Annotated in this window: 23 protein-coding genes and 1 pseudogene; 10 read left to right on the top strand and 14 right to left on the bottom strand. The window is 61.0% G+C overall.

Going from position 1 to position 24,790, the window contains the following annotated elements; translation table 11 throughout:
- Positions 1-272 precede the first annotated feature (272 nt).
- The 3 genes and pseudogenes from AC1DXN_RS23755 to AC1DXN_RS23745 all read right to left on the bottom strand — a co-directional run.
- A pseudogene (locus AC1DXN_RS23755) lies at positions 273-1,679 on the bottom strand (ISNCY family transposase); the annotation flags it as partial.
- Positions 1,680-1,838: 159 nt separating this feature from the next.
- Complete coding sequence (locus AC1DXN_RS23750) at positions 1,839-2,756, bottom strand: nucleotidyltransferase and HEPN domain-containing protein (protein ID WP_477276389.1); 918 nt, start codon at positions 2,754-2,756, stop codon at positions 1,839-1,841.
- 347 nt (positions 2,757-3,103) lie between these two features.
- On the bottom strand, positions 3,104-3,460 hold the full coding sequence (locus AC1DXN_RS23745; protein ID WP_477276387.1) for a hypothetical protein: 357 nt from the start codon (positions 3,458-3,460) through the stop codon (positions 3,104-3,106).
- 134 nt (positions 3,461-3,594) lie between these two features.
- Here AC1DXN_RS23745 and AC1DXN_RS23740 point away from each other — a divergent pair, with 134 nt between their 5' ends.
- Both AC1DXN_RS23740 and AC1DXN_RS23735 read left to right on the top strand, forming a co-directional pair.
- Positions 3,595-3,891 (top strand): hypothetical protein, encoded by a 297-nt coding sequence (locus tag AC1DXN_RS23740; protein WP_477276385.1) that lies wholly within the window; start codon positions 3,595-3,597, stop codon positions 3,889-3,891.
- Complete coding sequence (locus AC1DXN_RS23735) at positions 3,881-4,471, top strand: type II toxin-antitoxin system VapC family toxin (RefSeq protein WP_477276383.1); 591 nt, start codon at positions 3,881-3,883, stop codon at positions 4,469-4,471. Before AC1DXN_RS23740 ends, AC1DXN_RS23735 begins: the two co-directional genes overlap by 11 nt.
- Before the next feature lie 92 nt (positions 4,472-4,563).
- Here the strand turns inward: AC1DXN_RS23735 and AC1DXN_RS23730 are convergent, their stop codons facing one another.
- From AC1DXN_RS23730 to AC1DXN_RS23690, 9 genes are all read right to left on the bottom strand, one after another.
- Entirely contained in the window at positions 4,564-6,027 is a 1,464-nt protein-coding gene (locus AC1DXN_RS23730; protein WP_477276381.1) for an amidase, read from the bottom strand.
- A gap of 64 nt (positions 6,028-6,091) precedes the next feature.
- Complete coding sequence (locus AC1DXN_RS23725) at positions 6,092-6,919, bottom strand: polysaccharide deacetylase family protein (protein WP_210266351.1); 828 nt, start codon at positions 6,917-6,919, stop codon at positions 6,092-6,094.
- An 11-nt stretch (positions 6,920-6,930) separates the two neighbouring features.
- Positions 6,931-7,677, bottom strand: coding sequence for an SDR family NAD(P)-dependent oxidoreductase (locus tag AC1DXN_RS23720; protein ID WP_477276379.1), 747 nt, complete (start codon positions 7,675-7,677; stop codon positions 6,931-6,933).
- On the bottom strand, positions 7,658-8,413 hold the full coding sequence (locus AC1DXN_RS23715) for an SDR family NAD(P)-dependent oxidoreductase (protein WP_477276377.1): 756 nt from the start codon (positions 8,411-8,413) through the stop codon (positions 7,658-7,660). Before AC1DXN_RS23715 ends, AC1DXN_RS23720 begins: the two co-directional genes overlap by 20 nt.
- Positions 8,410-9,126 (bottom strand): ABC transporter ATP-binding protein, encoded by a 717-nt coding sequence (locus AC1DXN_RS23710; RefSeq protein WP_109658896.1) that lies wholly within the window; start codon positions 9,124-9,126, stop codon positions 8,410-8,412. The genes AC1DXN_RS23715 and AC1DXN_RS23710 overlap by 4 nt, the downstream gene beginning before the upstream one ends.
- On the bottom strand, positions 9,119-9,919 hold the full coding sequence (locus AC1DXN_RS23705; RefSeq protein ID WP_477276375.1) for an ABC transporter ATP-binding protein: 801 nt from the start codon (positions 9,917-9,919) through the stop codon (positions 9,119-9,121). Before AC1DXN_RS23705 ends, AC1DXN_RS23710 begins: the two co-directional genes overlap by 8 nt.
- A complete protein-coding gene (locus AC1DXN_RS23700; protein ID WP_477276373.1) occupies positions 9,916-10,824 on the bottom strand; it encodes a branched-chain amino acid ABC transporter permease in 909 nt (302 codons plus the stop codon). Before AC1DXN_RS23700 ends, AC1DXN_RS23705 begins: the two co-directional genes overlap by 4 nt.
- A 1-nt stretch (position 10,825) precedes the next feature.
- Positions 10,826-11,698, bottom strand: a complete 873-nt coding sequence (locus AC1DXN_RS23695; RefSeq protein WP_477276371.1) for a branched-chain amino acid ABC transporter permease — start codon at positions 11,696-11,698, stop codon at positions 10,826-10,828.
- Between the two features lie 82 nt (positions 11,699-11,780).
- Positions 11,781-12,932, bottom strand: a complete 1,152-nt coding sequence (locus AC1DXN_RS23690; protein WP_477276369.1) for an ABC transporter substrate-binding protein — start codon at positions 12,930-12,932, stop codon at positions 11,781-11,783.
- 113 nt (positions 12,933-13,045) lie between these two features.
- Here AC1DXN_RS23690 and AC1DXN_RS23685 point away from each other — a divergent pair, with 113 nt between their 5' ends.
- Positions 13,046-13,813, top strand: a complete 768-nt coding sequence (locus tag AC1DXN_RS23685) for an IclR family transcriptional regulator (protein ID WP_109658900.1) — start codon at positions 13,046-13,048, stop codon at positions 13,811-13,813.
- Positions 13,814-13,841: 28 nt separating this feature from the next.
- Here AC1DXN_RS23685 and AC1DXN_RS23680 read toward each other — a convergent pair whose 3' ends face one another.
- On the bottom strand, positions 13,842-14,654 hold the full coding sequence (locus AC1DXN_RS23680; RefSeq protein WP_477276367.1) for a MerR family transcriptional regulator: 813 nt from the start codon (positions 14,652-14,654) through the stop codon (positions 13,842-13,844).
- Positions 14,655-14,798: 144 nt separating this feature from the next.
- On the opposite strand from AC1DXN_RS23680, the gene AC1DXN_RS23675 reads away from it, so the two are divergent.
- Positions 14,799-16,079 (top strand): 4-aminobutyrate--2-oxoglutarate transaminase, encoded by a 1,281-nt coding sequence (locus tag AC1DXN_RS23675; protein ID WP_477276365.1) that lies wholly within the window; start codon positions 14,799-14,801, stop codon positions 16,077-16,079.
- Positions 16,080-16,081: 2 nt separating this feature from the next.
- Positions 16,082-17,566 (top strand): NAD-dependent succinate-semialdehyde dehydrogenase, encoded by a 1,485-nt coding sequence (locus AC1DXN_RS23670; RefSeq protein ID WP_477421679.1) that lies wholly within the window; start codon positions 16,082-16,084, stop codon positions 17,564-17,566.
- Positions 17,567-17,730: 164 nt separating this feature from the next.
- Here AC1DXN_RS23670 and AC1DXN_RS23665 read toward each other — a convergent pair whose 3' ends face one another.
- The gene (locus tag AC1DXN_RS23665) at positions 17,731-18,030 is read right to left on the bottom strand and encodes a hypothetical protein (RefSeq protein ID WP_477276361.1); all 300 of its coding nucleotides are present in this window, start codon (positions 18,028-18,030) and stop codon (positions 17,731-17,733) included.
- A 259-nt stretch (positions 18,031-18,289) separates the two neighbouring features.
- On the opposite strand from AC1DXN_RS23665, the gene AC1DXN_RS23660 reads away from it, so the two are divergent.
- The 5 genes from AC1DXN_RS23660 to AC1DXN_RS23640 all read left to right on the top strand — a co-directional run bounded on the left by AC1DXN_RS23660 (position 18,290) and on the right by AC1DXN_RS23640 (position 24,790).
- Positions 18,290-19,837, top strand: coding sequence for an ABC transporter substrate-binding protein (locus tag AC1DXN_RS23660; protein ID WP_477276359.1), 1,548 nt, complete (start codon positions 18,290-18,292; stop codon positions 19,835-19,837).
- Positions 19,838-19,898: 61 nt separating this feature from the next.
- Positions 19,899-20,837 (top strand): ABC transporter permease, encoded by a 939-nt coding sequence (locus AC1DXN_RS23655; RefSeq protein ID WP_109658904.1) that lies wholly within the window; start codon positions 19,899-19,901, stop codon positions 20,835-20,837.
- 11 nt (positions 20,838-20,848) lie between these two features.
- Positions 20,849-21,700 (top strand): ABC transporter permease, encoded by an 852-nt coding sequence (locus AC1DXN_RS23650; RefSeq protein WP_477276357.1) that lies wholly within the window; start codon positions 20,849-20,851, stop codon positions 21,698-21,700.
- Entirely contained in the window at positions 21,697-23,349 is a 1,653-nt protein-coding gene (locus AC1DXN_RS23645; protein WP_477276355.1) for an ABC transporter ATP-binding protein, read from the top strand. Before AC1DXN_RS23650 ends, AC1DXN_RS23645 begins: the two co-directional genes overlap by 4 nt.
- The gene (locus AC1DXN_RS23640; RefSeq protein WP_477276353.1) at positions 23,339-24,790 is read left to right on the top strand and encodes an amidase; all 1,452 of its coding nucleotides are present in this window, start codon (positions 23,339-23,341) and stop codon (positions 24,788-24,790) included. The genes AC1DXN_RS23645 and AC1DXN_RS23640 overlap by 11 nt, the downstream gene beginning before the upstream one ends.

Below are 24,790 nucleotides of genomic sequence, written 5' to 3'. Positions count from 1 at the left end.
GTCGCAACACGGGGCCGCCGGCTGCGACGTCAGCGCCCGATCGGGCGACAGCTGGTCGGGGTTGCGCAGCCCGATCGGGGGCGATCCAGTAGATCTCCGTCGGCTTTAGCTTTGAGAGCCGCGTGCCCCTCTTCGAGCTAACAGCCGGCTTCCGTTGTCGGTTGAGTCTTCCGGTTGATTGGAAACTCGTCCAGCACTGCGAGGACATCCGCAATACGATGCCTATCGCTCTCTGTGAGTGTCAGATCGACTTTGATGGCCTGGCTCTCGACCTTGGCTGCGGGCATTCTGGCAAACGCCTGCTCACGCCGCACGACGACCGCGGGGTCCTTTGTGAAATCCGCCTTCCGGCCGGGCTTGCGGCCACGCTTCACATAGCCATTGCTCTGGCTGCCGTCGGGAATGCCGAACATGTGGTTCGTCTGTCCGGTGCGCCGCGGCCCGCGCTGGCTGCGATGAAGCTCCCGGCCAGCCTGCATCTGGGCGACCAGGTCCAGGGCAGCATCAAGTCGCTTGTTCTCGACAATCTCTGACCTATGAACCGAACGCAGCTTGTCGAAGGTTCTGTAGGGTAGGGCGATGCCGTCGTGCATGACCTCGAGGCGACCGTCGGGATAGTCGCAGACGACGACCTTTTTGCGGGCAAGCCGCTTCGCGGTATCGGTCGGATCGAGAATGAACAGCACCTTGTCGTAGCGCAGCGTCAAAGCCTGAGACAGTGTGCGAACCTCCTTGCGGCACATGGCGCCGTCCAGATTCTCATGATCGGCGAGGGGGCGGTGCATATCCTTCGGATTGCGGGGTTCCTTGCCGAAGCGTGCGTTGAAGTCCGCCATGAACTCGGGCGCATAGGCATTGGCCGATTCGATCGTGCTGATGTCGCGCAGGCGCAGTTCCTTCACAAGCCGGTCCTGGAGCGTTTGGTTGGCGCGCTCGACGCGACCCTTGGCCTGTGGGGTGTTGGCACAGATGATATCGATGTTGAGTTCATAAAGAGCCCGGCCGAACTGTGTCAGGCCGCTGCTTCTATCCTTCTCGGAACCATGGGTCGCTCGGAAAATGCCATGCTTGTCGCTGTAAAACGCAAGCGGCTTGCCCCATTCCCGCAGATACGCCTTTGCCGCGTGAAAGTAGTCGAACGTGTTCTCGGAGCCGGCAAAGCGCAGATGAAGCAGCTTGCCGGTCGCATCGTCGATGAAGACGAGCAGGGCGCATTTGGGCCCACGGTTCTCGAACCACCAGTGATGCGAGCCGTCGATCTGCACCATCTCGCCCAAGCAGTCTCGTCGCCCGCGCGGCTGATGCAGCCGCTGCTTGCGTTCACGGCGCGACGTCCAGATTCCAGCCTCCGTCATCCACTTGCGCAGCGTCTCCTTGCTGACCGCGAGCTGATGCCGTTCGATCAGCTTCTCGCGGGCAAGCGTTGGACCGAAGTCGATGTAGCGCTCGCAGATCAGCTCCAGCACGAAGTCGCGAACACCGTCGACAATGCGATTGTTGGAACGCCGGCCACGCGCCTTGTGCCGGAGAGCCGCAGCGCCATCCGCTTGGAACGTCTTCAACAGCCGCTGGACCTGACGAACTGAAACGTCGAGCAGGTTTGCCGCTGCAACGCCTGTCATTCGCCGCTCAATAACCTTCGACAGAACCTCGATACGCCGCAGCTCGCGTTCGCTCATCAGAACCAGTCCCAATCTGCAATCTCCCGCGCTCTCGAACGCGGGCAGATTGGCAAGGCAGGAGCGACATTCCTACTTTGCCAGATCCGGACATTTTAACTTAGCTGCTACAGTTTCCAGTCGCATAAATGGCAGACTGGAATTGGCTCAACCGCAGAGTTAATGCGCTCGCTGATCAGCGATATTCGCCCTCAACTTTTCAAGCCGTGATCGACAGATCATTTCGATGCGACCGATCAGGTCGCAGACCCGCTCTGCAAGCCACTGAAGCGCTTCGCGAGTGATCTCGAAGTGCCTCGAATAGCGCGCTTTCACATAAGCCTCGTTGATGATGTTGAACCAAGCTATGAAACGCTGCTGGTCACGGGGCCAAACTTCGGCAAGTTCCTGTGCTTGATCTTCAGCGAGGCTGCGAAGGAATTTGATGTTGTGAGATGCAGGGCTGTAATTCGTTAGAACCAGCAACAACACCGCATAGGCCTGCTCGATTGATTGGTGAAGGAGAAAGGCCGCTTCCTTGAAGTTGGATTCGCTGAGAAGAAATCCAGCTGTCTTTGCAAATACTCGGGCGTGCGGCAGCCTGTCTTCGAGGTGTTCGGCTGCTAATCGGAATGCATCAGCCGGCTTGGTAGGTGCCGGATGGGTCAGTGGTTCCTCGTCGAGCTCGTAGAGGACGATGCCCTCACGACGGATGTCGACAAAGAAATACTGACCGTCCCTGAGTGCGGTGTTCACCTCCCGGCGGGAATGCACAATGAAACTGACTGGCGTATTGATTTCGCGCATCAGGCGGTCTGCGGCCGTCTGCCAATAGCCGGCGAAATCGGTCAGTTTGCGATTGTTCACCACCACCAGCAGATCGAAATCCGAACGATAGCCCTTTCTGGTATGCGGCTCGTCGACCCAGCCACCACGCGCATAGGATCCGAAAAGTATGATCTTGAGGATGCGCCCACGCTTTTTGAAGTCGGCCGTCCCTCCCTTGAGGGCATCCTCAAACTCCTCGAGGAGCAGCTCAACCGTCTTTCTCAGCTCGCGCTGTTTTGGTGGCGGGAGGTTGTCGATGCTGGATTTCATAAACAAGGATCTGTCGTCCATCGGGTATGCATAGCCGAGACGACGCCTCGAATCCACAGACTGCCTCGTTCGGGTGGATTGAGCAACGCACACATTGCGGCATCAGCTAGGAGGGTCCATTTCCTTCTCGGCCTAGCGGTCGTCGGCGATGAACTGACTGGCATGGCCGGCGTTGTGGGAAACCTCGAGGAGGCCCACGACCTTGCCCCGCATCTCCTCAGGCCCCTTGCCCTTGGTGACGTAGATCGCCACCAATGCATTGGACTGGATAAGATAGCGGTCGCGCTTGGCCTCGTCAGCAAGGCCGATGCAGCCCCAACTCGCGGGGTCAAACCCCCGAAAAGAGATCAGCCAATATCACGACCGCTCGCAAGTCTGTCGACGTCAGGAGCCAGGTCTGGAATCGATCGCCAGTCGAAGGCGAACACCTCACGTTGTGCGGCATCGATGTCGATATCGCCCAAGGTTCCGCGGATATACGCCATCGCGTCAGGCACCGGATGCCTCTCGCCGCGCTTGACTAGAATCGTCGTGAGCGGCGGCAGTCCGCGATCATGCAAAGCGTGCAGGACGACCTCCAGATTCTTGCCCAGACCGCGACCTGTCGGATGGTTCCAGCCGAGGACGTTCCCTACCTGATGATATGTCGCGCGCGCTTGCCGTACCGCTTTTTCCGCAAGGAAGCGTGCAATTTCGGTTTGCATAGAATCCATCGATCCCCCCAATCGATCACTATGGTAAGTGTGCTTCACGTGCCTGCGTCCCGAAGGCCAGCGGCTACTAAGCCTTGCATATGTGTTCAACGCAATCTATATTCTGTTGAACACAGGAGGTTCTGATGGCCGCGCAAACACGGACCGCTTCAGAAAGCGAAGCAAAGGTCGCATCGACCCGCAATAAGCTCGTACTCGAGCAAGCGAAAGCCGCCGGACTGCTCGGCGCAGCGAAGAATACCCGTCTTTCGGGGCGCGTGTCCTCCGAGTTGATCGAGGCGGCCAAGAAGCGCGCTCATGTCACCTCGGACACGGAGCTGTTGGAACTGGCGCTGTCGCGCCTAGCTCTCGAAGATGACTTTGGCGCCCGCTTGGTCGGACGCAAGGGCAGCATCCCGGCGGACATAGATTTTGGGGTTTGATCTTTCCGAGACTCTCCGATCGCTCAAGCCGCAAAAGTACACCGGAACGCTGGAGCGTAGGGCCGACGATGATCTCCCATGGGTTGCAAACGAACCCGCGATCGGGGGACCGGTGTTTCTGGATACGAGTGTCTACCTGGATGTCCTGCAAGGACGATCACCGGTTGAAGTCGATACGCTGCTTACCTATCGCCGTTGCCACCATTCCGCAGTCTGCCTTTCTGAGCTGACCCACGCCTTTGGCCGGCTCGACCCAAAGCATGCCTCCACAAAAGCTGTCCTCGAGACAATCAAAGCCACGGTGGAGGACATTCCGGACCACCGTCTTCATGCCCCGGATGCAGCAATGTGGGGACAGGCCGGTGTGTTGGCAGGCTTGCTCTTCCGGCTGAGCAATCTGCCCAAGGGCGAGGGGCACGAGCGCCGCTTCGTAAATGACGCCCTCGTATTCCTGCAGGCGCGTCAGTTGGGGGCGGGCGTGCTGACCGGCAACGTCCGCGATTTTGATTTCCTCACCCAGATTCTGCCGACCGGACGGATCATACTCTATCGAGCTCCGCCGGGACCGCAGACATCATGAACATGAAGGCTCTCGCGCCAGACCTCGCCAACGACAACGGCAAGCCGGAAGATCACCTATTCTAGCAGCCGCCACAGTGGCCTTGCACAAGGCTATGCAAGGTCTGGCTGCATACGGAAATTTGAGAAGTCAGGCCATCTCTGGGCTACGCTCCAGAGCGAGCTTCCTTCCAGTTGATGTGACAGGGCCAGCACCATGTCCTCTCGGCCGAAATGACCGATGAGTTGTACGCCGACGGGAAGACCTTCATGCCGCCAAAGTGGTAGACTTGCGGCTGGCTGGCCTGACGCGTTCGCTACTGCCAAAAACGGAGTAAGCTCGCTAGCCTTGCGCCGGAAACCGCGAAAATCAGCCTCTTTGGTTGAAATGGTCCCTAGCGTCGGTGGAAGGGTCGTAAGGGTGGGGGAAAGAACGAGATCGTATCCGTCGATCATCGCGGCCATCATCCGGCCGGTAGCGTGCAGCCTATCGACGGCCGCGACATAGTCAGGTGCCGTAGTGCGTGCACCGATGAAGTAGCCGTCCAGAATAGCTGGCTCAAGCTCGTCCGGTCTTGGATCGCGGCCTAACGCCGAAAGCTTTACACGGACGGAAAGTGCGACGTTAGAAGCCATGACGGTGATAATGGCATCGATGAAGGCACTATAGTCGAAGTCCGGTGGGTCGATGGCGATGATCTCATGGCCAAACGACGCACAAAGCTCGGCCGATTTCCGTACGGCCTCCCGGCAAGGTCCATCCATCGCCAGACCCCATGGATCCTGCCAGACGGCGATCCGTAGGGGGCGCTCCAAAGTTACGTCTAGGCTCGCTTCGAAGCTGCAGCCGGGTGGAGCTGCGTAGGGTGCGCCGGTCTCCATTCCCGCGGTGAGGTCAAGAGCGCGTGCCGTGTCGCGTACTGTGCGAGTCAAAACGCCATCGCAGGCAAGTCCGCCCCAGCCTTCGCCACGAAAAGGGCCCAGCGGAACGCGGCCGCGGGACGGCTTGAGGCCGAAAACGCCGCACGATGAAGCGGGAATGCGAATGGACCCACCGCCATCGCTGCCATGCGCCACCGGGACAACGCCGGCCGCCACGGCGACGGCAGCGCCGCCGGACGATCCGCCGGACGAACGCGTCGGGTCGAAAGGATTGCGGGTAGGGCCGCCATTTCGGCGCGCCTCCGTCGTTGGCGCCATGCAAAGTTCAGGCACCGTAGAGCGCGCAAACGAGATGAGGCCCGCCTCGCGGAACCGCTTGACGAGGGTCGCGTCGCTTTGGGCCTTCGTCGCCTCGAAGAGCGAAGACCCGATACTCGTCGGCAGGTCCGTTGAGGCAAGGCCTGAATCCTTCAGGAGAAACGGCAGGCCGCTGAATTTTCCGGCAACCACCTCATGGCGGAAAGCCTTCGCCAAGGCGCCTTCGTAATCCTTGTAGGACAGCATATTGGTGAGGGCATCGACGCGTTCGGCCGCCTCTATCGCGATCCGCATCAGGTCCAGCGCGCTCACCTCGCCATTGGCCAGAAGTGCGGCAAGAGCTATGCCGTCCCTGGACCGGTACTCTTCAAAATTCATGACATCTCCGTTCGAGAGGAAGCCGTCTTCCTTCGGTGCAGCCTTCTAAAGGTATGAAAAAAGATTACTTTTCGGACTTGCTCCAGGCCTCCGCGACCTGATGTCCCTGGGCGAACCAGACACCGGGGAAGGTTTTTACCCACTGGATGAATTCTCTGAGCAGCGCGATGCGGGACGGCCGGCCGATGACCTGCGGGTGCATCGTCAGATTAAAGAGCCCGCCCCAGCGGTAGATTTCGCGGAACTCGTCCTGCCATACCTTCAGGATATGGTCGTTGGTGACGATGGTGCGTGGCGCGCGCACCGAAAACAGCGCGAATGGCGCGTCGTCCAGGCTCCAGTGAACCGGAAGCTCGATCGGACCATCTGTCCCGTCATCGAGCGTATGCCGATAGGGGTTGATGGTGTCCATGAAGGAGCTGTCGTAGAAAAAGCCGTATCGCTTCAGGAGGCCGATCATATTCGGCGAGGTCTCCCAGGCCGGCGATCGATAACCGGTTGGAACGATCCCCACCGTCTTTTTCAGGGCTTCCTGGCCCTTGACGAGGATTTCCTCCTCCCGTTCCGGCTGGTCGGGGTCGACCCATTCATGCAGGTAACCGTGATGGCCGACTTCGTGGCCTCTGGCGACGATCATCTCCAGGCGGGCGGTGTGTCTTTCGGCCGTCCATCCGGGCACAAAGAAGGTTCCTCGCACACCGGCATCTTCCAGGGTTTCGAGGATCATCGGAACGCCGACTTTGGCGCCATAGACGCCTTGCGACAGCGTCCCCGGACGGCGCGCATTATCGGGATCCCGCGACAGCCAGAGGGTTTCGGCATCGAAATCGAAGGAGAGCATGACTGCAACGCGATGGCCGCCAGGCCATTTGACAGGACCGAAATGTTCCATCTCTCTATTCCTTAGAATGTGCCTCGGGACGAGAGCCAGCCGCCGTCGACGGCAATGATCTGACCATTGACGAAGGATGCCTGATCGGAGCCCAGGAAAGCGATCACTTCAGCCACTTCCATGGGATCGCCGATCCGTCGCAACGGCGTTCCGGCGATCATCGCGCTCCGGTATTCGGCATCCTTGTCAATCTTGTCGCGGGTCATCGCGGTGAGGATGCAGCCGGGTGCGACGGCATTTACCCGTATCCCTTCCGGACCGAGTTCCGCGCTCAATTGCCGTGTCAGTTGTGAGATGCCGCCCTTGCTGGCGGCGTAGGCGGTGGTGCCGACGCGCCCGACCTCGCCATAAACGGATGCGAGGTTGACAATCGCGCCGCCGGGCTGGCGCAGCAACGGCAGCAGTTCCCGCGTCAGCCGGATGACGGAGCGTAGGTTGATGCTGAGGATCCGGTCGAGCAGGGCGTCATCGGTTTCGGCGATGCGTTTCGAGCCGCCGACGCCGGCGCAATTGACCAGGAGATCCAACCCGCCGAGCGCGCCGGCCGCATCGGCGATCCGCTTCGGGGCCGCCTCTTGGGAGAGATCGGCGGCGACAACGGTTGCCGCAACGCCGCCGAGCTCCGACACGTCTTGGTCGACCGCCACGATGGAGGTGCCGCGCGCGATGAGCAGATCGAGTGTCGCGCGGCCGATGCCGCTGTTGGCACCGGTGACGACAGCAGTCTTGCCCTCAAAGCTATGCAAGGCGACCTCCATCGACCGGCAGCGAAACGCCGGTCGTATAGGATGCGGCGTCGCTGGCTAGATAGAGCACGGCCTGCGTCACCTCGTTCGCCTCACCGAAACGTTTCATCGGATGAAGATCCCTATAGATCTGCCGACGCATTTCCGCTTCTGCGCCGGCGGCCGCGAAGTTCCGCTCCAGCATCGGCGACGAGATCGATCCGGGGCAGACGGAATTGACGCGGATGCCTTCCTCGGCGAGCGATAACGCAAGGCTGCGGGTAAGCAGCGCCACGGCTCCCTTGGTCGTCGAATAGGCACCGAGCGCATGCGAACCGGTCAGGCCGGCCGTCGAGCCATAGGTCACAATACATCCCTTGCGATGCCGCAGCGCGCCCAAGGTGAGCTGGACAGCAAACAGTGTGCCGCGCACATTGAGCGACAGCATCTGGTCGAACTCTTCCGGATCGACTTCCAGAAGCGGTTTGCCGCTGCCAAGGGTCCCGCCGGCGGTCACCAGGACGTCGATACCCAACGCTAAATCCATGCCGTCCCAGGCCTGCCGCATGTCGGCAACGGACGTGAGGTCGCAGCGGACCGCAGTGGCCGGTCTGCCGATCGCGGCGCGGAGTTCGCCGAGCCGAGCCTCGTCTCGATCGACAAGGTAGAGGCGCTCGGCGCCTTCGCGGGCAAATGCCTGCGACAGATCGGTGCCGAGAGTGCCGGCCGCGCCGGTGATCAGGACCGTTTTCCCGGCAAACCGCGTCACGATTGTCCTTTCCCGAGATAAAATTCGCGCAGTTCCTCGACCTTGAGATCGGGGCCATTCTTGCGCGAATAGGCGAAACGGCCCTCACGCAGGATATGCACCTCGTCAGCGAGTTCGAGCGCCATCGAGACATTCTGTTCGACGAGAAGCATGGTCAGGCCGCGCGCTCTCAGCTTGCGGATAATGTCGGAAATTTCGCCTACCACCTTCGGTGCGAGCGCTGCCGAAGGTTCGTCCAGCAGAAGCATGCTCGGCCGCGCCATCAAAGCGCGACCCAGCGACAGCATCTGCCGCTCGCCGCCGGACAGAAGTCCGGCCGGTGCCTTGTAACGGGCCTTGAGGCGGGGAAATTCGGCATAGACCATCTCGACGTCTTCGGCGATGCCGGGCTTATCCTTGCGCCGGTGATAGGCGCCGACGGTGATATTCTCATGCACGCTCAGGCCGCCGAGGACTTCCTTACCTTGGGGCACGAGGCATAAGCCCGCCGCCGCCATGGCATGGGCCCCCTTGCCGTCGATCCGCTTGCCGTCGAGCAGGATTTCTCCGCGGGTCGGCTTCACTAGGCCAGCGAGCGTCTTGAGCGCCGTCGACTTGCCTGTTCCGTTGCCGCCGAGAATCGCGCTCAGCCCGCCCTTGGGTACGGTGAAGTCGAGACCGTAAAGGATTTGAACTTTGCCGTATCCGGCATCGATACTTTTGCACTCAAGCATGGGAAGACCGCCCCAATCCGATATAAGCTTCGATGACCTTGGGGTCCTGAACGACGACATCCGGCTTGCCGTCTGCAACTTTTTGTCCGTAATCGAGGACGACAACCCTGTCGCAAACTGCTTGAACGACGCGCATGACGTGCTCGACAAGCAGGATCGTGACGCCGAATTCGTCGCGCATGCGGCGGATCATTTCGATGAGCCGATCGACGTTGATTGGCGAAAGGCCGGCTGCCGGTTCGTCCAGAATGAAGATACGCGGGTTCGTGGCGAGGCCACGCGCCAGTTCGACCATACGCTGCTGTCCGATCGAAAGATCGGTGGCGAGCTTGTGGGCGTGCTTCTCCATTTCGAACAAGGCCAGCATGTCGCGCGCCTTGCAAGCCGCCTTTTCGTGCCACGCCATAGCATTGCGACGGTTCAGGAAGGATGACATGTACCCGGGGCCAGATTGCTCCTGCAGCGCCAATACGATGTTCCGTTCAACCGTCAGGCTCGGGAACAGCCTGATCATCTGGAAGGTGCGGACCACCCCGTGTCTTGCAACGACATGCGGTGCGGCACCGGTAAAATCCTTGCCGTCGATCAGCACACGGCCGCTGGTGGGCGCAAGAACGCCGGTTAAAAGATTGACCACGGTCGATTTGCCCGAGCCGTTTGGACCGATCAGCCCGACGATCTCGCCTTCGTTGACCGAGAAGTCGAACGCATTCAGCGCCACCATCCCCTGGAAGTTCTTAGTGAGTGCTTCCGCCCTGATTATCGGAGCCATGTTTTTCTGTTCACCCGTCATCTTGCTCTCCAACGAGAGAACTTGCCCGCGAGCCCCTGCGGAGCAAACATCGTGACCAGGATCAACACGCCGCCATAAAAGATGTGCTTGTAGTCGGTAAGCATCGAAAGCATTTCGGGCAGTGCGGTCAGCAGCACTGCACCGAGAACTGGACCCCAGAAACGTCCGCGACCGCCAAGAACGACCATTGCCACAATCGATGCCGAAGCGAGGACAGTATAATCGTCAGGCGTCACACCGCGTATGTGATAAGCCAGAAGGACGCCCGCGCCGCCCGCCAAAGCCGACGATATTGCCAATGCGACAAGTTTGACGGCCTTTGTATTGATGCCGATCGTACGCGCCAGGGTCTCGTCGTCGCGGATCGCCTGCAAGGCGTCTCCTAAGCGCGATTGCGTGAGAAAGCGGATCGCAATCAGGCAGATCACCGCAATCACCAGCACCAGGTAGAAGTATGACGATAGCGTGGTGAAGCCTGCGACTGGTTCGACTTCGATCCCATATTGTCCGCCGGTGAAATCGGTCCACTGCGATAGAACGAGATAGACGATGGTCTGGAATGCGATTGTCATGATCGCCAGGAAATGTCCTTGTGCCCGCAGGAGCGGCAGGCCGAGCAAGAAACCGAACAGGCCTGCGACGATCATTCCGAGCGGCAGATTGAGCCAGAACGTGGTTCCGAAGTCCCGGCCTAGGATAGCGGCGGTATAGGCGCCTATTCCGAGGAAGGCGGCATGGGCGAAGGAAAAGAGGCCCGTCCAGCCCATCACAATATCGAGGCTGCTGGCCAGGATGACGTAGATGCAGACGACGATGGCGATATTGATCGCGTATCCGCCGCCGAACACCGTCGATACGATGGCAAGCGTCGCCGCAGCGACGAGGATGAGAAAAATCGCACGCACGTCAGGACCGATCCATCTTGACGCCGAACAGGCCTTGCGGACGTATGGTCAGGACCCCCATCACGAAGATGAAGCCGACGATGTCGCGCAGTCCATTGCCGAGATAGCCGGTGACGAGGGATTCGACGATACCCAGAGCGAGGCCCGCGATGATCGCACCCTCGATGCTTCCCATGCCGGCCAGAACCACGATCACGAAGGCTTTCATGACGATCAGGCTGCCGGCATTTGGCTGAACGGTGAAGACAGTCGCCATAAGCGCGCCGGCCAGTCCGGCAAGAGCCGCGCCGATGGCAAAGGTCACCACGCCGACACGACGGACATCAATGCCGCAAATCCGTGCCACGGTCGCATTTTCCGACATGGCCCGAAGCGACAGGCCGACCCAAGTGTATTTCAGCACCACAAGCAGGGCGGTCACCGTGACGGCTGCGAGGGCTACGATCGCAAGGCGCTCGCTGGTCAGGAAGATGTTGCCGATCTGAATGGCGCCACGTGGCAGGCCGCTCCTGGCAAGCATCGGTTCCGGTCCGGCAATCTTGAGCACGATGTTCTGCAGCAGGATCGACAGTCCGAAAGACGCGATGATGACGTTTGTCGGATCCTTCTTGGCGATCGGCACGAAGATGGCGCGCTCGACGAACCAACCCAACATCACCATCACAACGATAACAAGCACGATCGAGGGAAGGGGGCCGATGCCCAGTACCTGGGTTCCGACCACGGCCACGTAGCCGCCGAGCATGTAGAATTCGCCATGGGCGAAGTTGACGATTTTAAGGATGCCAAAGATGAGCGTCAGGCCGAGCGCGACAAGTACATAGCTCGACCCGACGACAACTCCGTTAGCCAGGAATTGCTGGAAAAGTATCAATGGTGGAATCCCTGTCCGGGCGTGAAGAAAGAAGCGGCTCCCGGGGGCGGAATCTCTCGCCTCGCGAAGCCGTCGCTGCTGCTTAGTCGAAGGGAAGCCATTCGCGCTTACCATTCTTGACAATCGCAAGGCCCACCTTGAACTCGACGCTTCCCTTGTCGTCGAACTTTGCCGTCGTGCGGTCCGGTCCTTGGGTCAGCGGGAAGTCCGGCATGTTGAGCAATTGCTTCTGCATCGCGGCACCGTCCGGCTTGCCCGCGCGGCGCGCTGCCTCGATAAGAAGGCCCATGGAATCGAAGCCGATGGCGCTGTAGACGTCAGGCTCTTTCTTGTAGGCGGCCCGGAATTCCTTGGCGAATTCTGCGCCATGCTTGTTCGGCGTGCTGGGTTCGAACATCGAAGATACGGCGAAGCCTTCCGACGCCGGACCGGCAAGTTCGATCAATTTGTCGCTCATCATCGAACCCGATCCGACGATCTGGGTCTGAACGCCGAGTTCGCCGGCCTGCTTGATGATCTGGGCGCCTGAATCCATCAGGCCGGCGATATAAACGGCCGAAGGCGACTGGGCGCGAACGTTGGTCAACGATGAATAGAAGTCTTTGTCGCCAGGATTGTATGCTTCCATGGCAACGACCTTGCCGCCGATACCCTCATAGTTCGACTTGAACTCGTCGGCCAGCGATTTGCCGTAAATCGAGTTTTCGTAGAGCACCGCCACCGTCTTCGCGTTCAGCTTTTTGAGCGTGTCGGAGGCGGTCTGCTTGGCCTGGGCCCTGCTGCCGGGAAAGGCGCGGAAGAACCATGGGTCTCCGGCCGTATTGGCATCGGTGACGGCGGAAGACGTCGAACCGGCCGAGATCATCGGTACCTTGTATTCCTTGGCGACCTTGCTTTCAGCCGCAGCGACGGCGCTAACATAGGTGCCGCTGATGCCGACGACGTGGTCCTGCTCGATGAGCTTGCGGACCGCGGTTACACCCTTCGTCGGATTGCCTTCGTCGTCCTCGATGAACACCTTGACGTCCTGATCGAAGACGCCGCCCTTCTGGTTTGCCTGCTTGACGGCAAACTCGATGCCTTCGCGGATCGATGTGCCGGCAAGCGAAGCCGGGCCGGACAGCGGCAGTGAGACGCCCAGCTTCAGCTGTTCTGCAAACGCTGCGGATATCGCGACGGACGAGATCATCACGGAAAGTCCAGCGGCAGCAGCCGCTTTTACCCAAATAGCCATGTTCACCTCTTTAAGTTGGGCTGCCGCAATTTTTTATATTGTAATGCGATATAACTTAACTTATTATGGTTTAGGCGAGCGGTCAAGCGCTGAGCTTATGGAGGGATGCACTCGTGAGCGATGACGATTCCTTGTTCGTGAAATCGCTGGCTAAAGCATTTCAGCTGCTCGAGGCGTTCGAGAAGAGTGGCGATGGCGGACGCCTGACACACAAGGATATGAAACAGCTGACCGGTCTGGATGCCAGCACGGTTCAGCGCATGTCCCATACGCTGGTCAAACTCGGTTATCTTGAGCGCGGGCAGAACCGCACCTACGTCCTCGGCAAGAAGTTCCTCCATTTCACCTTCGAGTACCTGCGCCATTCGCAGACGATCCAGCGAGCCAGCCCGATCCTCATGGATCTCCAGAACGAGACGGGGGAGCGTGTCGACCTCAGTCTCTTCGAGGATGTCGAAATCGTTTATGCGCTTCGCCGGCAATCGAAGCGTGAGACCTTCTTCGCCACCCTGACCGGTCGACGCGTTCCGTCGTTTGCCGCGTCCGGCGGGCGGGTGGTGATGTCCCATCTGCCGCGCGACGTCGTAGAAGACATTATCGACAGATCGGCTCTCGTCCCGCAATCGCCGAAGACGGTCACGTCGCGAACCGAGATCCTTGCGGAGATCGATAGAGCCCGTGAACTTGGTTATGCATTATGCATAGAGCAGATGCTGATCGGCGAAATCGTACTTGCATCGGCGATTTTCGACGAACGCAACACGCCGATCGGCGCGGTGCATATCGCCGGCTCGCTGTCGGACTGGGATGCCGACTCTTTCTGCCGCAAACATGCGCCGTTGGCTATTTCGGCCGCGCGGATGATTTCGAACAGGTCCTGATCCCGGCAGGGATCTGCGGGCGCCGGCGTCAGAACGTCGCCGGCGTATTGATCCAGATCAGCGTTGTCTGACTGTCGGAGAGATTGCGCCAGGAATGCGGCCTCTTGCTCTCAAAATAGAAGCTGTCTCCGGTGCGCAGTTCGAAGAACTGGTCGCCGTCGAGCACGACCTGCAGCTTTCCCGCCAGGACGAAGATGAATTCTTCTCCCTCGTGACGGTAGGAGCCTTCGCTGGAGGCGCCGGGCGCAAGATCGAAACGATGACATTCCATCTGCCGCCGACCCGGGACGAGCGCATGGATGGTGACGCCCGACGAAGTGGTCGGCCACGTCGCCCATTCACCGCTGCGTACGAGCGATGCGCTTTCTTCCTGCCCCTGCTGCCCGCTGAGATCGGCGACCGTCGTCCCGAGGTGTTTTGCCACATCGTGCAGCGCGGTGATCGAGATTCCCTGCGACGTCCGCTCGAATGTCGATAGCTGCGACAAGGAGGTCCCTGTTGCACGCGCTACTGTTTCCAGCGTCTGCCGTGCCTGCCGTCGCAAGCTCCTGACCTTCATCCCGATGGGCATGTCGTCGCCAGCGACATGGCCTTGCACGGCGAGGCGTGATTCCTGCTCGTCCTTCAGCCCTTCCTTGATGGCTGCCGGATTGAGACCTTTTTCGCTTCGCATCCAGGCAATCGTCTGCAGCCGTTCGACGAGCTCGGGATCATAGAGTCGCTGCCCCGAGGGCGTGCGGATCGGTTCGACCAGCCCCTGCTGTTCCCACAGCCTGAGTGTCGAGGGGGAAACGCCGGCGCTGCGCGCCGCTTCGGCAATTTTCAGAGGATTCTTTTGCATATCCCTTGGGCAGGTTCTCGCAGGGTGAAATTTTCTAGCGGTCACAAGACGCATCTTGCAAGTCTACAGAAAAAATGTAGATATTTTTTTGACTGAGACGTTTCGTCCTCACCACCAGTCTTCCGTTTTTCAGGGATTGCTTCCATGCAGAATATCGAACTCGCAGACCGTCGCTCCGACGCCATTTCGCGCGGCGTTGGCGTTATCACGCAGGTCTATGCGGAGCGCGCCGAAAATGCGGAGATCTGGGATGTCGAAGGCCGCCGCTATATCGATTTCGCTGCTGGCATCGCGGTGGTCAACACGGGACATCGGCACCCCAAGGTCATCGCTGCGGTCAAAGACCAGCTCGACCATTTCACCCATACCTGCCATCAAGTAGTTCCCTACGAGAATTATGTGCGCCTCGCAGAGCGGCTGAACAAAGCCGTTCCGGGCAACTTCAAAAAGAAGACCGTCTTCGTCACGACAGGTGCGGAAGCTGTGGAAAATGCGATCAAGATCGCCCGGGCCGCGACCAACCGCTCTGCGATCATCGCCTTCACTGGCGCCTTCCACGGCCGCACGTTCATGGGCATGGCGCTGACCGGCAAAGTCGTCCCCTACAAGGTCGGTTTCGGAGCTATGTTGCCGGATGTCTATCATGTGCCTTTCCCGGTCGACCTGCATGGCTACACGGTCGACGATTCGCTCACTGTGCTCGACAAGCTGTTCAAGGCGGATGTCGATCCCAATCGTGTGGCGGCCTTTATTGTCGAACCCGTTCAGGGTGAGGGCGGCTTTTACGAGGTGCCAAAGGCGTTCATGCAGAAGCTGCGCGAGATCGCCGACAAACACGGCATCCTGCTGATCGCCGATGAGGTGCAAACCGGCTTCTCGCGCACCGGCAAGCTGTTTGCCATGGAACATCATGGCGTGGTGGCAGACATCACCACCATGGCCAAGGGCCTTGGTGGCGGCTTTCCCATCGCTGCCGTGACGGGCCGCGCCGAGCTGATGGACGCTCCGGGGCCGGGCGGGCTCGGCGGCACCTATGCCGGCAATCCGATCGGCGTCGCCGCCGCCAATGCCGTACTCGATGTGATCGAGGAAGAGGGTCTCAACGACCGGGCGACGTTGCTTGGCAACCGGCTGAAGCAGAACCTGCAGTCGCTTGCCGACGCCGTGCCGCAGATCGCCGACATTCGCGGGCCAGGTTTCATGAACGCCGTCGAATTTAACGTGCCAGGCAGCAAAATGCCAAATGCCGAGTTCACCAACAAGGTGCGCGAAAAGGCGCTGACCAAGGGCCTGATCCTGTTAACCTGCGGCGTTTACGGCAATGTCATCCGTTTTCTCGCGCCGCTGACAATCCAGGACGAGGTGTTTTCCGAAGCGCTCGACATCCTGGAGGAAACCTTGCGCGAATGCGCCAAGGAGGCATGACAGTGAGCATTTCCAACGCTTTGCTTGCACGTTTGAAGGATCCGTCGCTTGTTACTGACAAGGCCTTGATCGCCGGTGAATGGCTGTCGGCGGCCGATGGCGGCAAGACCTTTGACATCACCAACCCGTCGACCGGTGAAGTTATCGCAACCCTGCCGGACATGGGTCGCGGGGAGGCGGCCCGCGCTGTCGATGCCGCCTACAAAGCGCAAAAGCACTGGGCAAAAAAGACGGCCAAGGATAGAGCCGCGATCCTTCGCAGGCTCTACGATCTGATGCTCGCCAATGCCGACGATCTTGCCGCCATCCTGACCATGGAAATGGGCAAGCCGCTGGCCGAAGCCCGGGGAGAAATCCTCTATGGCGCCTCTTATGTCGAATGGTTCGGCGAAGAAGCCAAGCGCGTCTATGGCGATACGATCCCAGGCCACCAGCAGGACAAGCGGATCATCGTCCTCAAGCAGCCGGTTGGCGTCGTCGCGGCGATCACGCCGTGGAATTTCCCAAATGCGATGCTGGCGCGCAAGTTCGCGCCGGCTGTCGCTGCCGGCTGCGCCATGGTGTCGAAGCCTGCGGCCGAGACGCCGCTTTCGGCGCTGTCGCTGGCGCTACTGGCGGAACGCGCCGGACTGCCGTCCGGCGTCTTCAGCGTCGTCACCTCGACCGATTCCTCGTCCATCGGCAAGGAATTCACCGAGAACGCCAAGGTGCGCAAACTGACCTTCACCGGCTCGACCGGCGTCGGCAAGATCCTGATGCGTCAGGGTGCAGAGCAGATCATGAAACTTGGTCTCGAGCTCGGCGGCAATGCGCCGTTCATCGTTTTCGACGATGCCGATCTCGATGCGGCGGTCGAAGGTGCGATGGTGTCGAAATACCGCAACAACGGCCAGACCTGCGTTTGCGCCAACCGGTTCTACGTGCAGGCTGGCGTCTACGACGTGTTTGCCGAAAAGCTGGCGGCAAAGGTTGCGGCGCTCAAGGTCGGAGACGGTTTCGAGGACGGCGTCAATGCCGGCCCGCTCATCACCCAGAAGGCCGTGGAGAAGGTGGAAGAGCATATCGCCGATGCCCTTTCCAAGGGCGCCAGCATCATGCTGGGCGRCAAGCCCGCCGACCGAGCGGGGTTGTTCTTCCAGCCGACCATCCTGACCGGCGTGACGTCTGACATGAAGGTCGCCCGCGAGGAAACCTTCGGACCGGTTGCGCCGCTGTTCAAGTTCGAGAGCGAGGAAGAGGTGATCGAAATGGCGAACAACACCGAATTCGGGCTTGCCTCCTATTTTTATGCCAAGGACCTGTCGAAGGTGTTCCGCGTCGCCGAGGCSCTSGAATACGGMATGGTCGGSRTCAAYACCGGCCTGATCTCCAACGARRYGGCGCCKTTCGGCGGCATCAAGCAATCCGGCCAGGGCCGCGAAGGCTCGAAATATGGTCTCGAGGACTATCTGGAGATCAAATATCTTTGCCTCTCGATCGAAGGATGAGGGCTGACCCGCTCATTGCTTACCTCCTGAACACGGCAACGGCCGACACCGAAATGGTGGCATGGAAACCGTCGTCCGGCCGATCGCAGCCAGCGATGGAACAGGAATGGCGGCGGCTGTGGACCGCCTTCTCGACTCCAACGAAACCAGCGTGACGGAGTTTATCAGACCACCTTCAGCCGCTTGGTTTGGAGGGCGAATTTGAGCCCAACGGCTTCATCGCCATGGTGGATGAAAAGCCGGTCGGCTTGTGCAGTATCCAGCATAGAACGCCCTGGTCGACCAAGAACAATTGTTATCCGCAGGAGCTCCATGCCGATCCCGAGGGCTAAAGCACGGGCGTCGGGAGGGCCCTCATCGAAACGGTCTATGCAAAGGCCGACGAACTTAGCATACGCCAGCGTATTGCGGCCGATCCGGTCATAGACCTGCGCGCCATGGCATTGTGCCTCTTGGTCAGCCAATAGACGTTGGGCCAGCCTACGAGCACGCGCTACGCGCCATGCCCACTTATCGCAATCCACGCGTTTGGAGTTCGTTAGAACTCGTGATCAGCACAAAGTTTGCCATGGAGGTCCCATCGCTGGCCTGGGCGCTGCGGCTTCCCATCTAAGAGCGCGTATGTTAGATTTTCAACTATCTTGTTGACATAAGTTATCTATATCACATAAACCTCTGCCTCATGCCGAAAGGCACAAGACAAAATTTCGGGAGGAGAACTAGATGAATTCCTTGAGCGGATTCCGCACGCGGGCTGCCGGCTCGGTGTTGCACGGGGCTGTCCTCGTCGCGATGGGTTTGTGTTGGGCCGTTCCGGCCTTCGCCGACGATGTCATCCGCGTCGTTTCGCCCTACCAGACTACGACGCTAGATCCGATGCGCTCCGCGGCGGCCGGCAACATCGAAACCTACGGCCAGCTTTATTCGCGCCTGCTGCGCCGCAACTACGAAACCGGCGCGCTGGAGCCGGGGCTTGCCGAGAAATGGGAGATCTCGCCGGACGGCAAGACATACACCTTCCATCTGCGCGAGGCCCAGTTCTCGGACGGTTCGCCGATCACGGCTGCCGACGTCGCCTTCAGCCTCGACCGTATCCGGAGCGACAAGAAATCGGCTTATCCTGCGCCGCTAGGCTCCGTGGAATCGGTGACCGCGGCGGATGCGAAAACCGTGGTGATCACCCTCAAGTCAGCCTTCGCGCCGTTCCTCGGCAATGCGGAAATCTGGAACATGGGCATCGTCTCGAAGGCCGATGTGGAGAAGCGCGGCGAGGAGGCGGCTTTCGCCACGGTCCCGGTTGCGTCGGGCCCGTATGAAGTCAAGCAGTGGAAGCCGAACGAGAAGCTCGTTCTCGAACCCAATCCGCACTACTGGCGCAAGGGCTATCCGAAGTCGGACGCCACGGTCGAACTGATCGAGATCGCATCGCCCGAAACCCGCATCGCCATGCTGAAGGCCGGCGAGATCGACGTGGTGCGCGCGGTGCCGTGGACGCAAATCGACGAGCTGAAGGCGACCGAGACGGTGGATATGCGACTCGAGCCTTCGACCACCATCTACATGACCCTGCTCAACCACAAGCGCGAACCCTTCTCCAATCTGAAGGCTCGGCAGGCGGCAGGCATGGCGATCGACAACAAGGCCATGACTGCGGCCATCACGCGTGGCTATGCCGAACCCGCGAATACCACGCTGCCGGGCAGCATCGACTTCCATGACAAGGATTATCCGGGCATTCCCTACGACCCCGCCAAGGCAAAGGAATTGCTGGCCGAATCCGGCATGGTGGGGCGCGAGGTAAAGATCCTGGCGACAGCCGATGCGCCGTCGCAGCAGACGGCACTGCTGATCCAGGCCCAATGGCAGGCGATCGGGTTGAAGCCGGTGATCGTCAATGTCGATAGTGGCGCCTGGTGGGATGCCACCGGCAAGGGCGATTACGACGCTGCCGCCAATTGGTGGTACAACGAGACCACCGATCCTGACCTCGCCGTGCGATGGGCCGTATGCGGATCCTGCGGCTCGAACTCCTACAGCACCTTCTATGAGAACCCGAAGGTGGACGCGCTCGTTGAGCAGGGAACCAAGGAGGCCGATCAGGCCAAGCGCGCGGAAATATACAAGGAGATCCAGAAGATCACCACCGAAGAGGTCGCGCAGATCCCCCTCTATTATGCGCCGAATGCGGTTGCCTATTCCAAGCGTCTCCAGGGTCTCAAGCTGACGCCCGCGCTGCAATGGACGCTGGAAGAAACCTCCCTCGGCCATTGAGCCGCCTCAAGCGCGCGCCGCGACAGGGGCGCGCCCTTGACGCTCGAACCGGAGAACCGGATTGCCCCTTCTGCAACTCATCGCGCGGCGCCTGCTGCAATTGACTGGTGTGCTTGCCGGCATCAGCCTCGTGACGTTCCTGCTCTTGCACATGGCCCCCGGCGATCCCGCTCGGCTTCTTGCCGGGGAGAGGGCGAGTGCTGAAACCATCGCGGCGATCCGCTCGCAATATGGGCTTGACCTGCCTCTCTGGAGGCAGTTCCTGACCTATCTCGCAAACTTGTTTTCGGGTGATATCGGTTTGTCGCTGCGCTTTCAGCGACCGGTCAGCCAGCTTATCGAACAATTCATGTGGCCGACACTCTTCCTGACCGTCTATGTCATTTGCCTCGCCGTCCCGCCGACGGTCGCGCTCGCCATCCTCGGTGCGCGCCGGCCCGGCGGCGTCGCCGACCAGATCATTCGTCTGGTGGGCATTGCGGGCCTCACCATTCCGGTGTTCTGGCTGGGCATCATGATGTCGCGCCTCTTCGGCGTTAGTCTCGGCTGGTTCCCTGTGTCGGGCTACGGCGCGGGCTTCATCGGGCATCTCCACCACCTCTTCCTGCCTGCAGTGTCGACGGCCATCTGGCTGGTGCCGGTTCTGACGCAGAGCCTGCGCGCTGCCCTCATCGAGAAGACAACGGCCGATTTTGTCACGGCCGCGCGGGCGCAGGGCGCCACGGAACGGCAGATCTTCTGGCAGACCATGCTGCCGAACGCCGTGCTGCCGACACTTAACCTGCTCGGCGTGATGGTGGCCTTCATGATCGGTGGCGCGATCATTGTCGAAACCGTCTATGCGGTGCCGGGCCTCGGCACGCTGATGGTCAACGCGCTGCTTGGCCGCGACTACTACGTCGTGCAGGGGCTGACCCTGGTCTTCGCGGTCTCGACCGTCCTGATCACGCTGCTCGTGGATTTGCTTAGCGCCTTCATCGATCCGCGCGTCCGGCTCTGAGGAGATCGCACATGGCTGAAAGCCCCGTTCTGGCGCAGACCGCGCCCTCGATCCGTCGCATCACGCCCACCATGCTAATTGCGCTCGTCGTCCTGTTCGGATGGCTGGCGCTGGCGCTGGCGGCCCCGGTGATAGCGCCCTATGACCCAGATGCCATCGACATCATGAACATGCTCTCGCCGCCGAGTGCCGCCCATTTGTTCGGCACGGACCAGGTCGGCCGCGATGTCTTCTCCCGAGTTCTGTTCGCAAGCCGCATCGATCTGCTGCTGTGTGTTGCCGGTGTGCTTCCACCGCTGCTGATCGGCACGACCATCGGGCTGCTGAGCGGCTATTTCCGTGGTGTGGTCGATAATGTGTTCATGCGCATCTACGACCTCACTGTTGCGTTCCCCTTCTTCGTCCTGGTGCTGGCCATCGTCGGCGTGCTCGGGCCAGGGCTCCTCAATTTCATCTTGGCGCTGACGCTTGTCGGATGGGTCAGCTACGCGCGCCTGATGCGGGCGCAGGTGCTGACGATCCGCGAAAGCGAGTATATCCAGGCGGCCAAGTGCCTCGGCTATTCGCCGGCCGCCATCCTCGGCCATCATGTGCTGCCCAACGCCATAGGGCCCGTCATCGCCTACGCGGTCAGTGATGCGGTGCTCGTCATGCTGGCCGGCGCGAGCTTCGGCTTCCTCGGCTTGGGTGCGCAGCCGCCAGCTGCCGAGTGGGGCGTCATGATCGCCGACGGACAGGCATTCGTGCAGCAAGCCTGGTGGATATGCCTGTTCCCCGGTCTGGCCGCGATTTCGCTTGGCCTCGGCTTTGCTTTGCTCGGTGATGGGCTGGGACAGATACATCGCAGGGGAGCTACGGCATGAGCCGGCCGGAGACTGGCAAGCCGCCGCTGCTCGACGTCAAGGACCTCACCGTCAGCTTCGGCGGCTTTGCGGCGGTCAAAAACGTTTCGTTCACGCTCCAGCCGGGAGAGATCCTCGGCATCGTCGGCGAAAGCGGCTCGGGCAAGTCCGTGACCTGCCGTGCCGTGATGCGGCTGCTGACCGGCGCGGCGCGCGCCCAGGGTACGGTGGCGCTCGACGGGCAGGATCTTTTGGCGCTTGGGGAGGAAGAACTGTGCGCCATTCGCGGCCGCGACATCGGCATGATTTTCCAGAACCCGGCATCGCATCTCAACCCGCTGCGCCGCATTGGCCAGCAGGTCGCGGCACCGATGATCCGGCATCTCGGCATCGGCAAACGCGAAGGTCTTCTGCGGGCGGTCAAGCTGCTGGAGGACGTCGGTATCCACGAACCGGAAAAGCGTGCGCGTTCCTATCCGCATGAATTTTCCGGCGGTATGAAACAGCGGGCGATGATCGCCGCCGCCATCGGCTGCCAACCCAAGTTGCTGATCGCCGACGAGCCGACGACCGCCCTCGACGTCACCGTGCAGGCCCGCATTCTTGAGTTACTCAAGGAGCTAAACCGCAAGACCGGGCTGGCGATGATCCTCATTTCGCACGATCTCGGCGTCGTCGCGGATATCTGCTCGCGCGTCGTGGTCATGCGCAATGGCGAGGTGGTGGAGCAGGGGCCAATCGACGACGTCATCAACCGGCCGCGCCATGCCTATACAAGGCTGCTGATCGAATCCCAGCCCGGCCGCAAGAGCTATGGCACGGTCGGCAGCCCGGATCGGGGAAAATCGCTGCTTCGCGTCGAAAACCTGTCGGTGACATTCCCCGCCGGGCAGGGCTTGCTCGGCGGCAATTCCTTCCGCGCCCTCGACGGCGTCGATCTGGAGATCAACACGGGCGAAACGGTCGGCATCGTCGGCGAAAGCGGATCGGGCAAGAGCACGCTCGCCCGGTCGATCATTCGCCTGAACACGCCGAGTGGCGGCGCGATCCGTCTGGACGGACAGGATGTCGGGGCGCTCGGCGGCGAGGCGCTGACGGCGTTCCGCCGTCGCGTGCAGATGGTGTTCCAGAACCCGTACGATTCGCTCAATCCGCGCCTGACGATTGCCGAGGCCGTCGCGGAGCCGATCTGGCGGCACGGCATTGCGGACCGAAAGACGGCGCGGGAAGAAGCCGACGCATTGCTGGAGATGGTGGAATTGCCGAGCAGCCTGCGCGATCGCAAGCCGCAGCAGCTTTCCGGCGGCCAATGCCAGCGCGTTGGCCTTGCACGGGCGCTGGCGCTGAAGCCGCAGCTTCTCATCGCGGACGAAATCACCTCGGCCCTCGATGTCACGACACAGGCGCAGATCCTGGAGCTGCTCGTGCGGCTCCAGCGCCAGCGCTCGCTGACGCTGCTCTACATTTCGCACGATCTTGCCGTGGTGAGCAGCCTTTGCCAGCGCGTCTATGTCTTCAAGGCCGGGCGTATCGTCGAGCAAGGCGTGGCGCAGCAGGTTCTGTCCACACCACGGGATCCCTATACGCAGGCGTTGGTCGGTTCGCTGGCCCGGCTGCCGACGACCCAGACAATCCCCCTTTCACAAGGGGTAGCGACCCATGCGACTTGATGAATATGCAGCCCACGACGGAACCAGCCTCGCCAGCCTGCTGGCGAAAGGGAAGGTCACGCCGAGGGAACTCGGCCGATGCGTCGAACAGGCCGTCGCGGCGGTGAACCCTGCGCTGAACGCCGTCATCGAACTCTATCCGGACGCGCTGGAAAGCCTGCCGGAGCGCGCGTCCGCCACCCCCTTCGGCGGCATTCCCACCCTCACCAAGGACTTTCCGGTCGAGGCGGGCCGGCCCGCCGAGTTCGGTAGCCGCCTTGCACAGGGTTTCAGCGCCGGCCACGATGCCGTCTACTGGACGCGTTTGCGAAAGGGCGGACTGGTCAATGCCGGACGAACGGCCAGTTCCGAATTCGGCGTGCCGGCGACGACGGAATCGCCACTCTATGGTGCCACCCGCAATCCGTGGAACCCGGAACGTGGCGTTGCCGGCTCAAGCGGCGGCGCGGCGGCCGCCGTTGCTGCGGGCATCGTGCCTTTCGCGCAGGGCAGCGACGGCGGCGGATCGATCCGCAACCCGGCCGCGTTCTGCGGCTTGATCGGTCTGAAACCTTCACGCGGGCGGGTTACCGGCGCGCCGAATGCGAATGCCCCGCTTCTGGGACTGGCGACGGCCTTCATGCTGACCCGCTCTGTGCGCGATACGGCCGTGCTGCTCGACTTGTGCCACGGTCCCGATGCCGGGGACGGCTATGAAATCACGGCGCCAGCGGGCACCTATCGCGATGCCATGCAGCGCCCGCCGCGGGGGCTGCGGATCGCTCTGTGTACAAAGTCGTGGTCGGGCGTTCAGCTCGACCCCGAGGTTGCGGCAGCAACAAGGTCTGCCGCGGAACGGTTCGCAGCTCTCGGTCACCATGTCGATGAAGCGTCACCGGACTTCGATTATCCCGCCTTCCTCCATGCGCAGAAGGTCATCTGGGCGGCGGATGCCGCCGCGCATATGCCGGCCATGGCGCGGTATATGAACCGCTCGCTGGAGGAAGCGCTTGGCACAAGCGTATATGCTCTTTATCGCTGGGGGCTCTGCATCAGCGGCGCACAGCTTGTCGACGCGCTTGCCGTCTATGATCGCGTGACCCGGCAGGTCGGGCGCTTCCTTGCCGGATATGATCTCTTGCTGACGCCGACCAGCGCCATTTTGCCGGAACTGATCGGCACCTTCGATCCCAATCGCGCCGGCATCGACGCGGATGGCGTGTTCGACGATCTGGCGCCGAAGGAGACGTTCACCGCGCTGTTCAACGCGACAGGACAGCCCGCGATATCCCTGCCGCTCGGGCGCAGTTGGGACGGCCTGCCCATCGGCATCCAGCTCGTGGCCCGCTTTGGACGGGAAGACCTGCTGCTTGCGGCTGCGCGGCAAATGGAGGAAGAGCTAGAAAGCGCTCCCGGCATCTGGGGACAGGGGCGTCCGGCCATTCACGCCGGCAACTTCTAG

The sequence above is a fragment of the Mesorhizobium sp. P2_H9 genome (assembly GCF_056403215.1).
Note: the sequence above shows the minus strand (reverse complement) of the source record. Positions and strands in the feature narration are given on the sequence as shown.

Coding starts and splice junctions, on each gene's coding strand:
- AC1DXN_RS23750 (WP_477276389.1), bottom strand. CDS start 2,756: ATGAAATCCAGCATCGACAACCTCCCGCCACCAAAACAGCGCGAGCTG.
- AC1DXN_RS23745 (WP_477276387.1), bottom strand. CDS start 3,460: ATGCAAACCGAAATTGCACGCTTCCTTGCGGAAAAAGCGGTACGGCAA.
- AC1DXN_RS23740 (WP_477276385.1), top strand. CDS start 3,595: ATGGCCGCGCAAACACGGACCGCTTCAGAAAGCGAAGCAAAGGTCGCA.
- AC1DXN_RS23730 (WP_477276381.1), bottom strand. CDS start 6,027: ATGAATTTTGAAGAGTACCGGTCCAGGGACGGCATAGCTCTTGCCGCA.
- AC1DXN_RS23725 (WP_210266351.1), bottom strand. CDS start 6,919: ATGGAACATTTCGGTCCTGTCAAATGGCCTGGCGGCCATCGCGTTGCA.
- AC1DXN_RS23720 (WP_477276379.1), bottom strand. CDS start 7,677: ATGGAGGTCGCCTTGCATAGCTTTGAGGGCAAGACTGCTGTCGTCACC.
- AC1DXN_RS23710 (WP_109658896.1), bottom strand. CDS start 9,126: ATGCTTGAGTGCAAAAGTATCGATGCCGGATACGGCAAAGTTCAAATC.
- AC1DXN_RS23705 (WP_477276375.1), bottom strand. CDS start 9,919: ATGACGGGTGAACAGAAAAACATGGCTCCGATAATCAGGGCGGAAGCA.
- AC1DXN_RS23690 (WP_477276369.1), bottom strand. CDS start 12,932: ATGGCTATTTGGGTAAAAGCGGCTGCTGCCGCTGGACTTTCCGTGATG.
- AC1DXN_RS23680 (WP_477276367.1), bottom strand. CDS start 14,654: ATGCAAAAGAATCCTCTGAAAATTGCCGAAGCGGCGCGCAGCGCCGGC.
- AC1DXN_RS23675 (WP_477276365.1), top strand. CDS start 14,799: ATGCAGAATATCGAACTCGCAGACCGTCGCTCCGACGCCATTTCGCGC.
- AC1DXN_RS23660 (WP_477276359.1), top strand. CDS start 18,290: ATGAATTCCTTGAGCGGATTCCGCACGCGGGCTGCCGGCTCGGTGTTG.
- AC1DXN_RS23650 (WP_477276357.1), top strand. CDS start 20,849: ATGGCTGAAAGCCCCGTTCTGGCGCAGACCGCGCCCTCGATCCGTCGC.
- AC1DXN_RS23645 (WP_477276355.1), top strand. CDS start 21,697: ATGAGCCGGCCGGAGACTGGCAAGCCGCCGCTGCTCGACGTCAAGGAC.
- AC1DXN_RS23640 (WP_477276353.1), top strand. CDS start 23,339: ATGCGACTTGATGAATATGCAGCCCACGACGGAACCAGCCTCGCCAGC.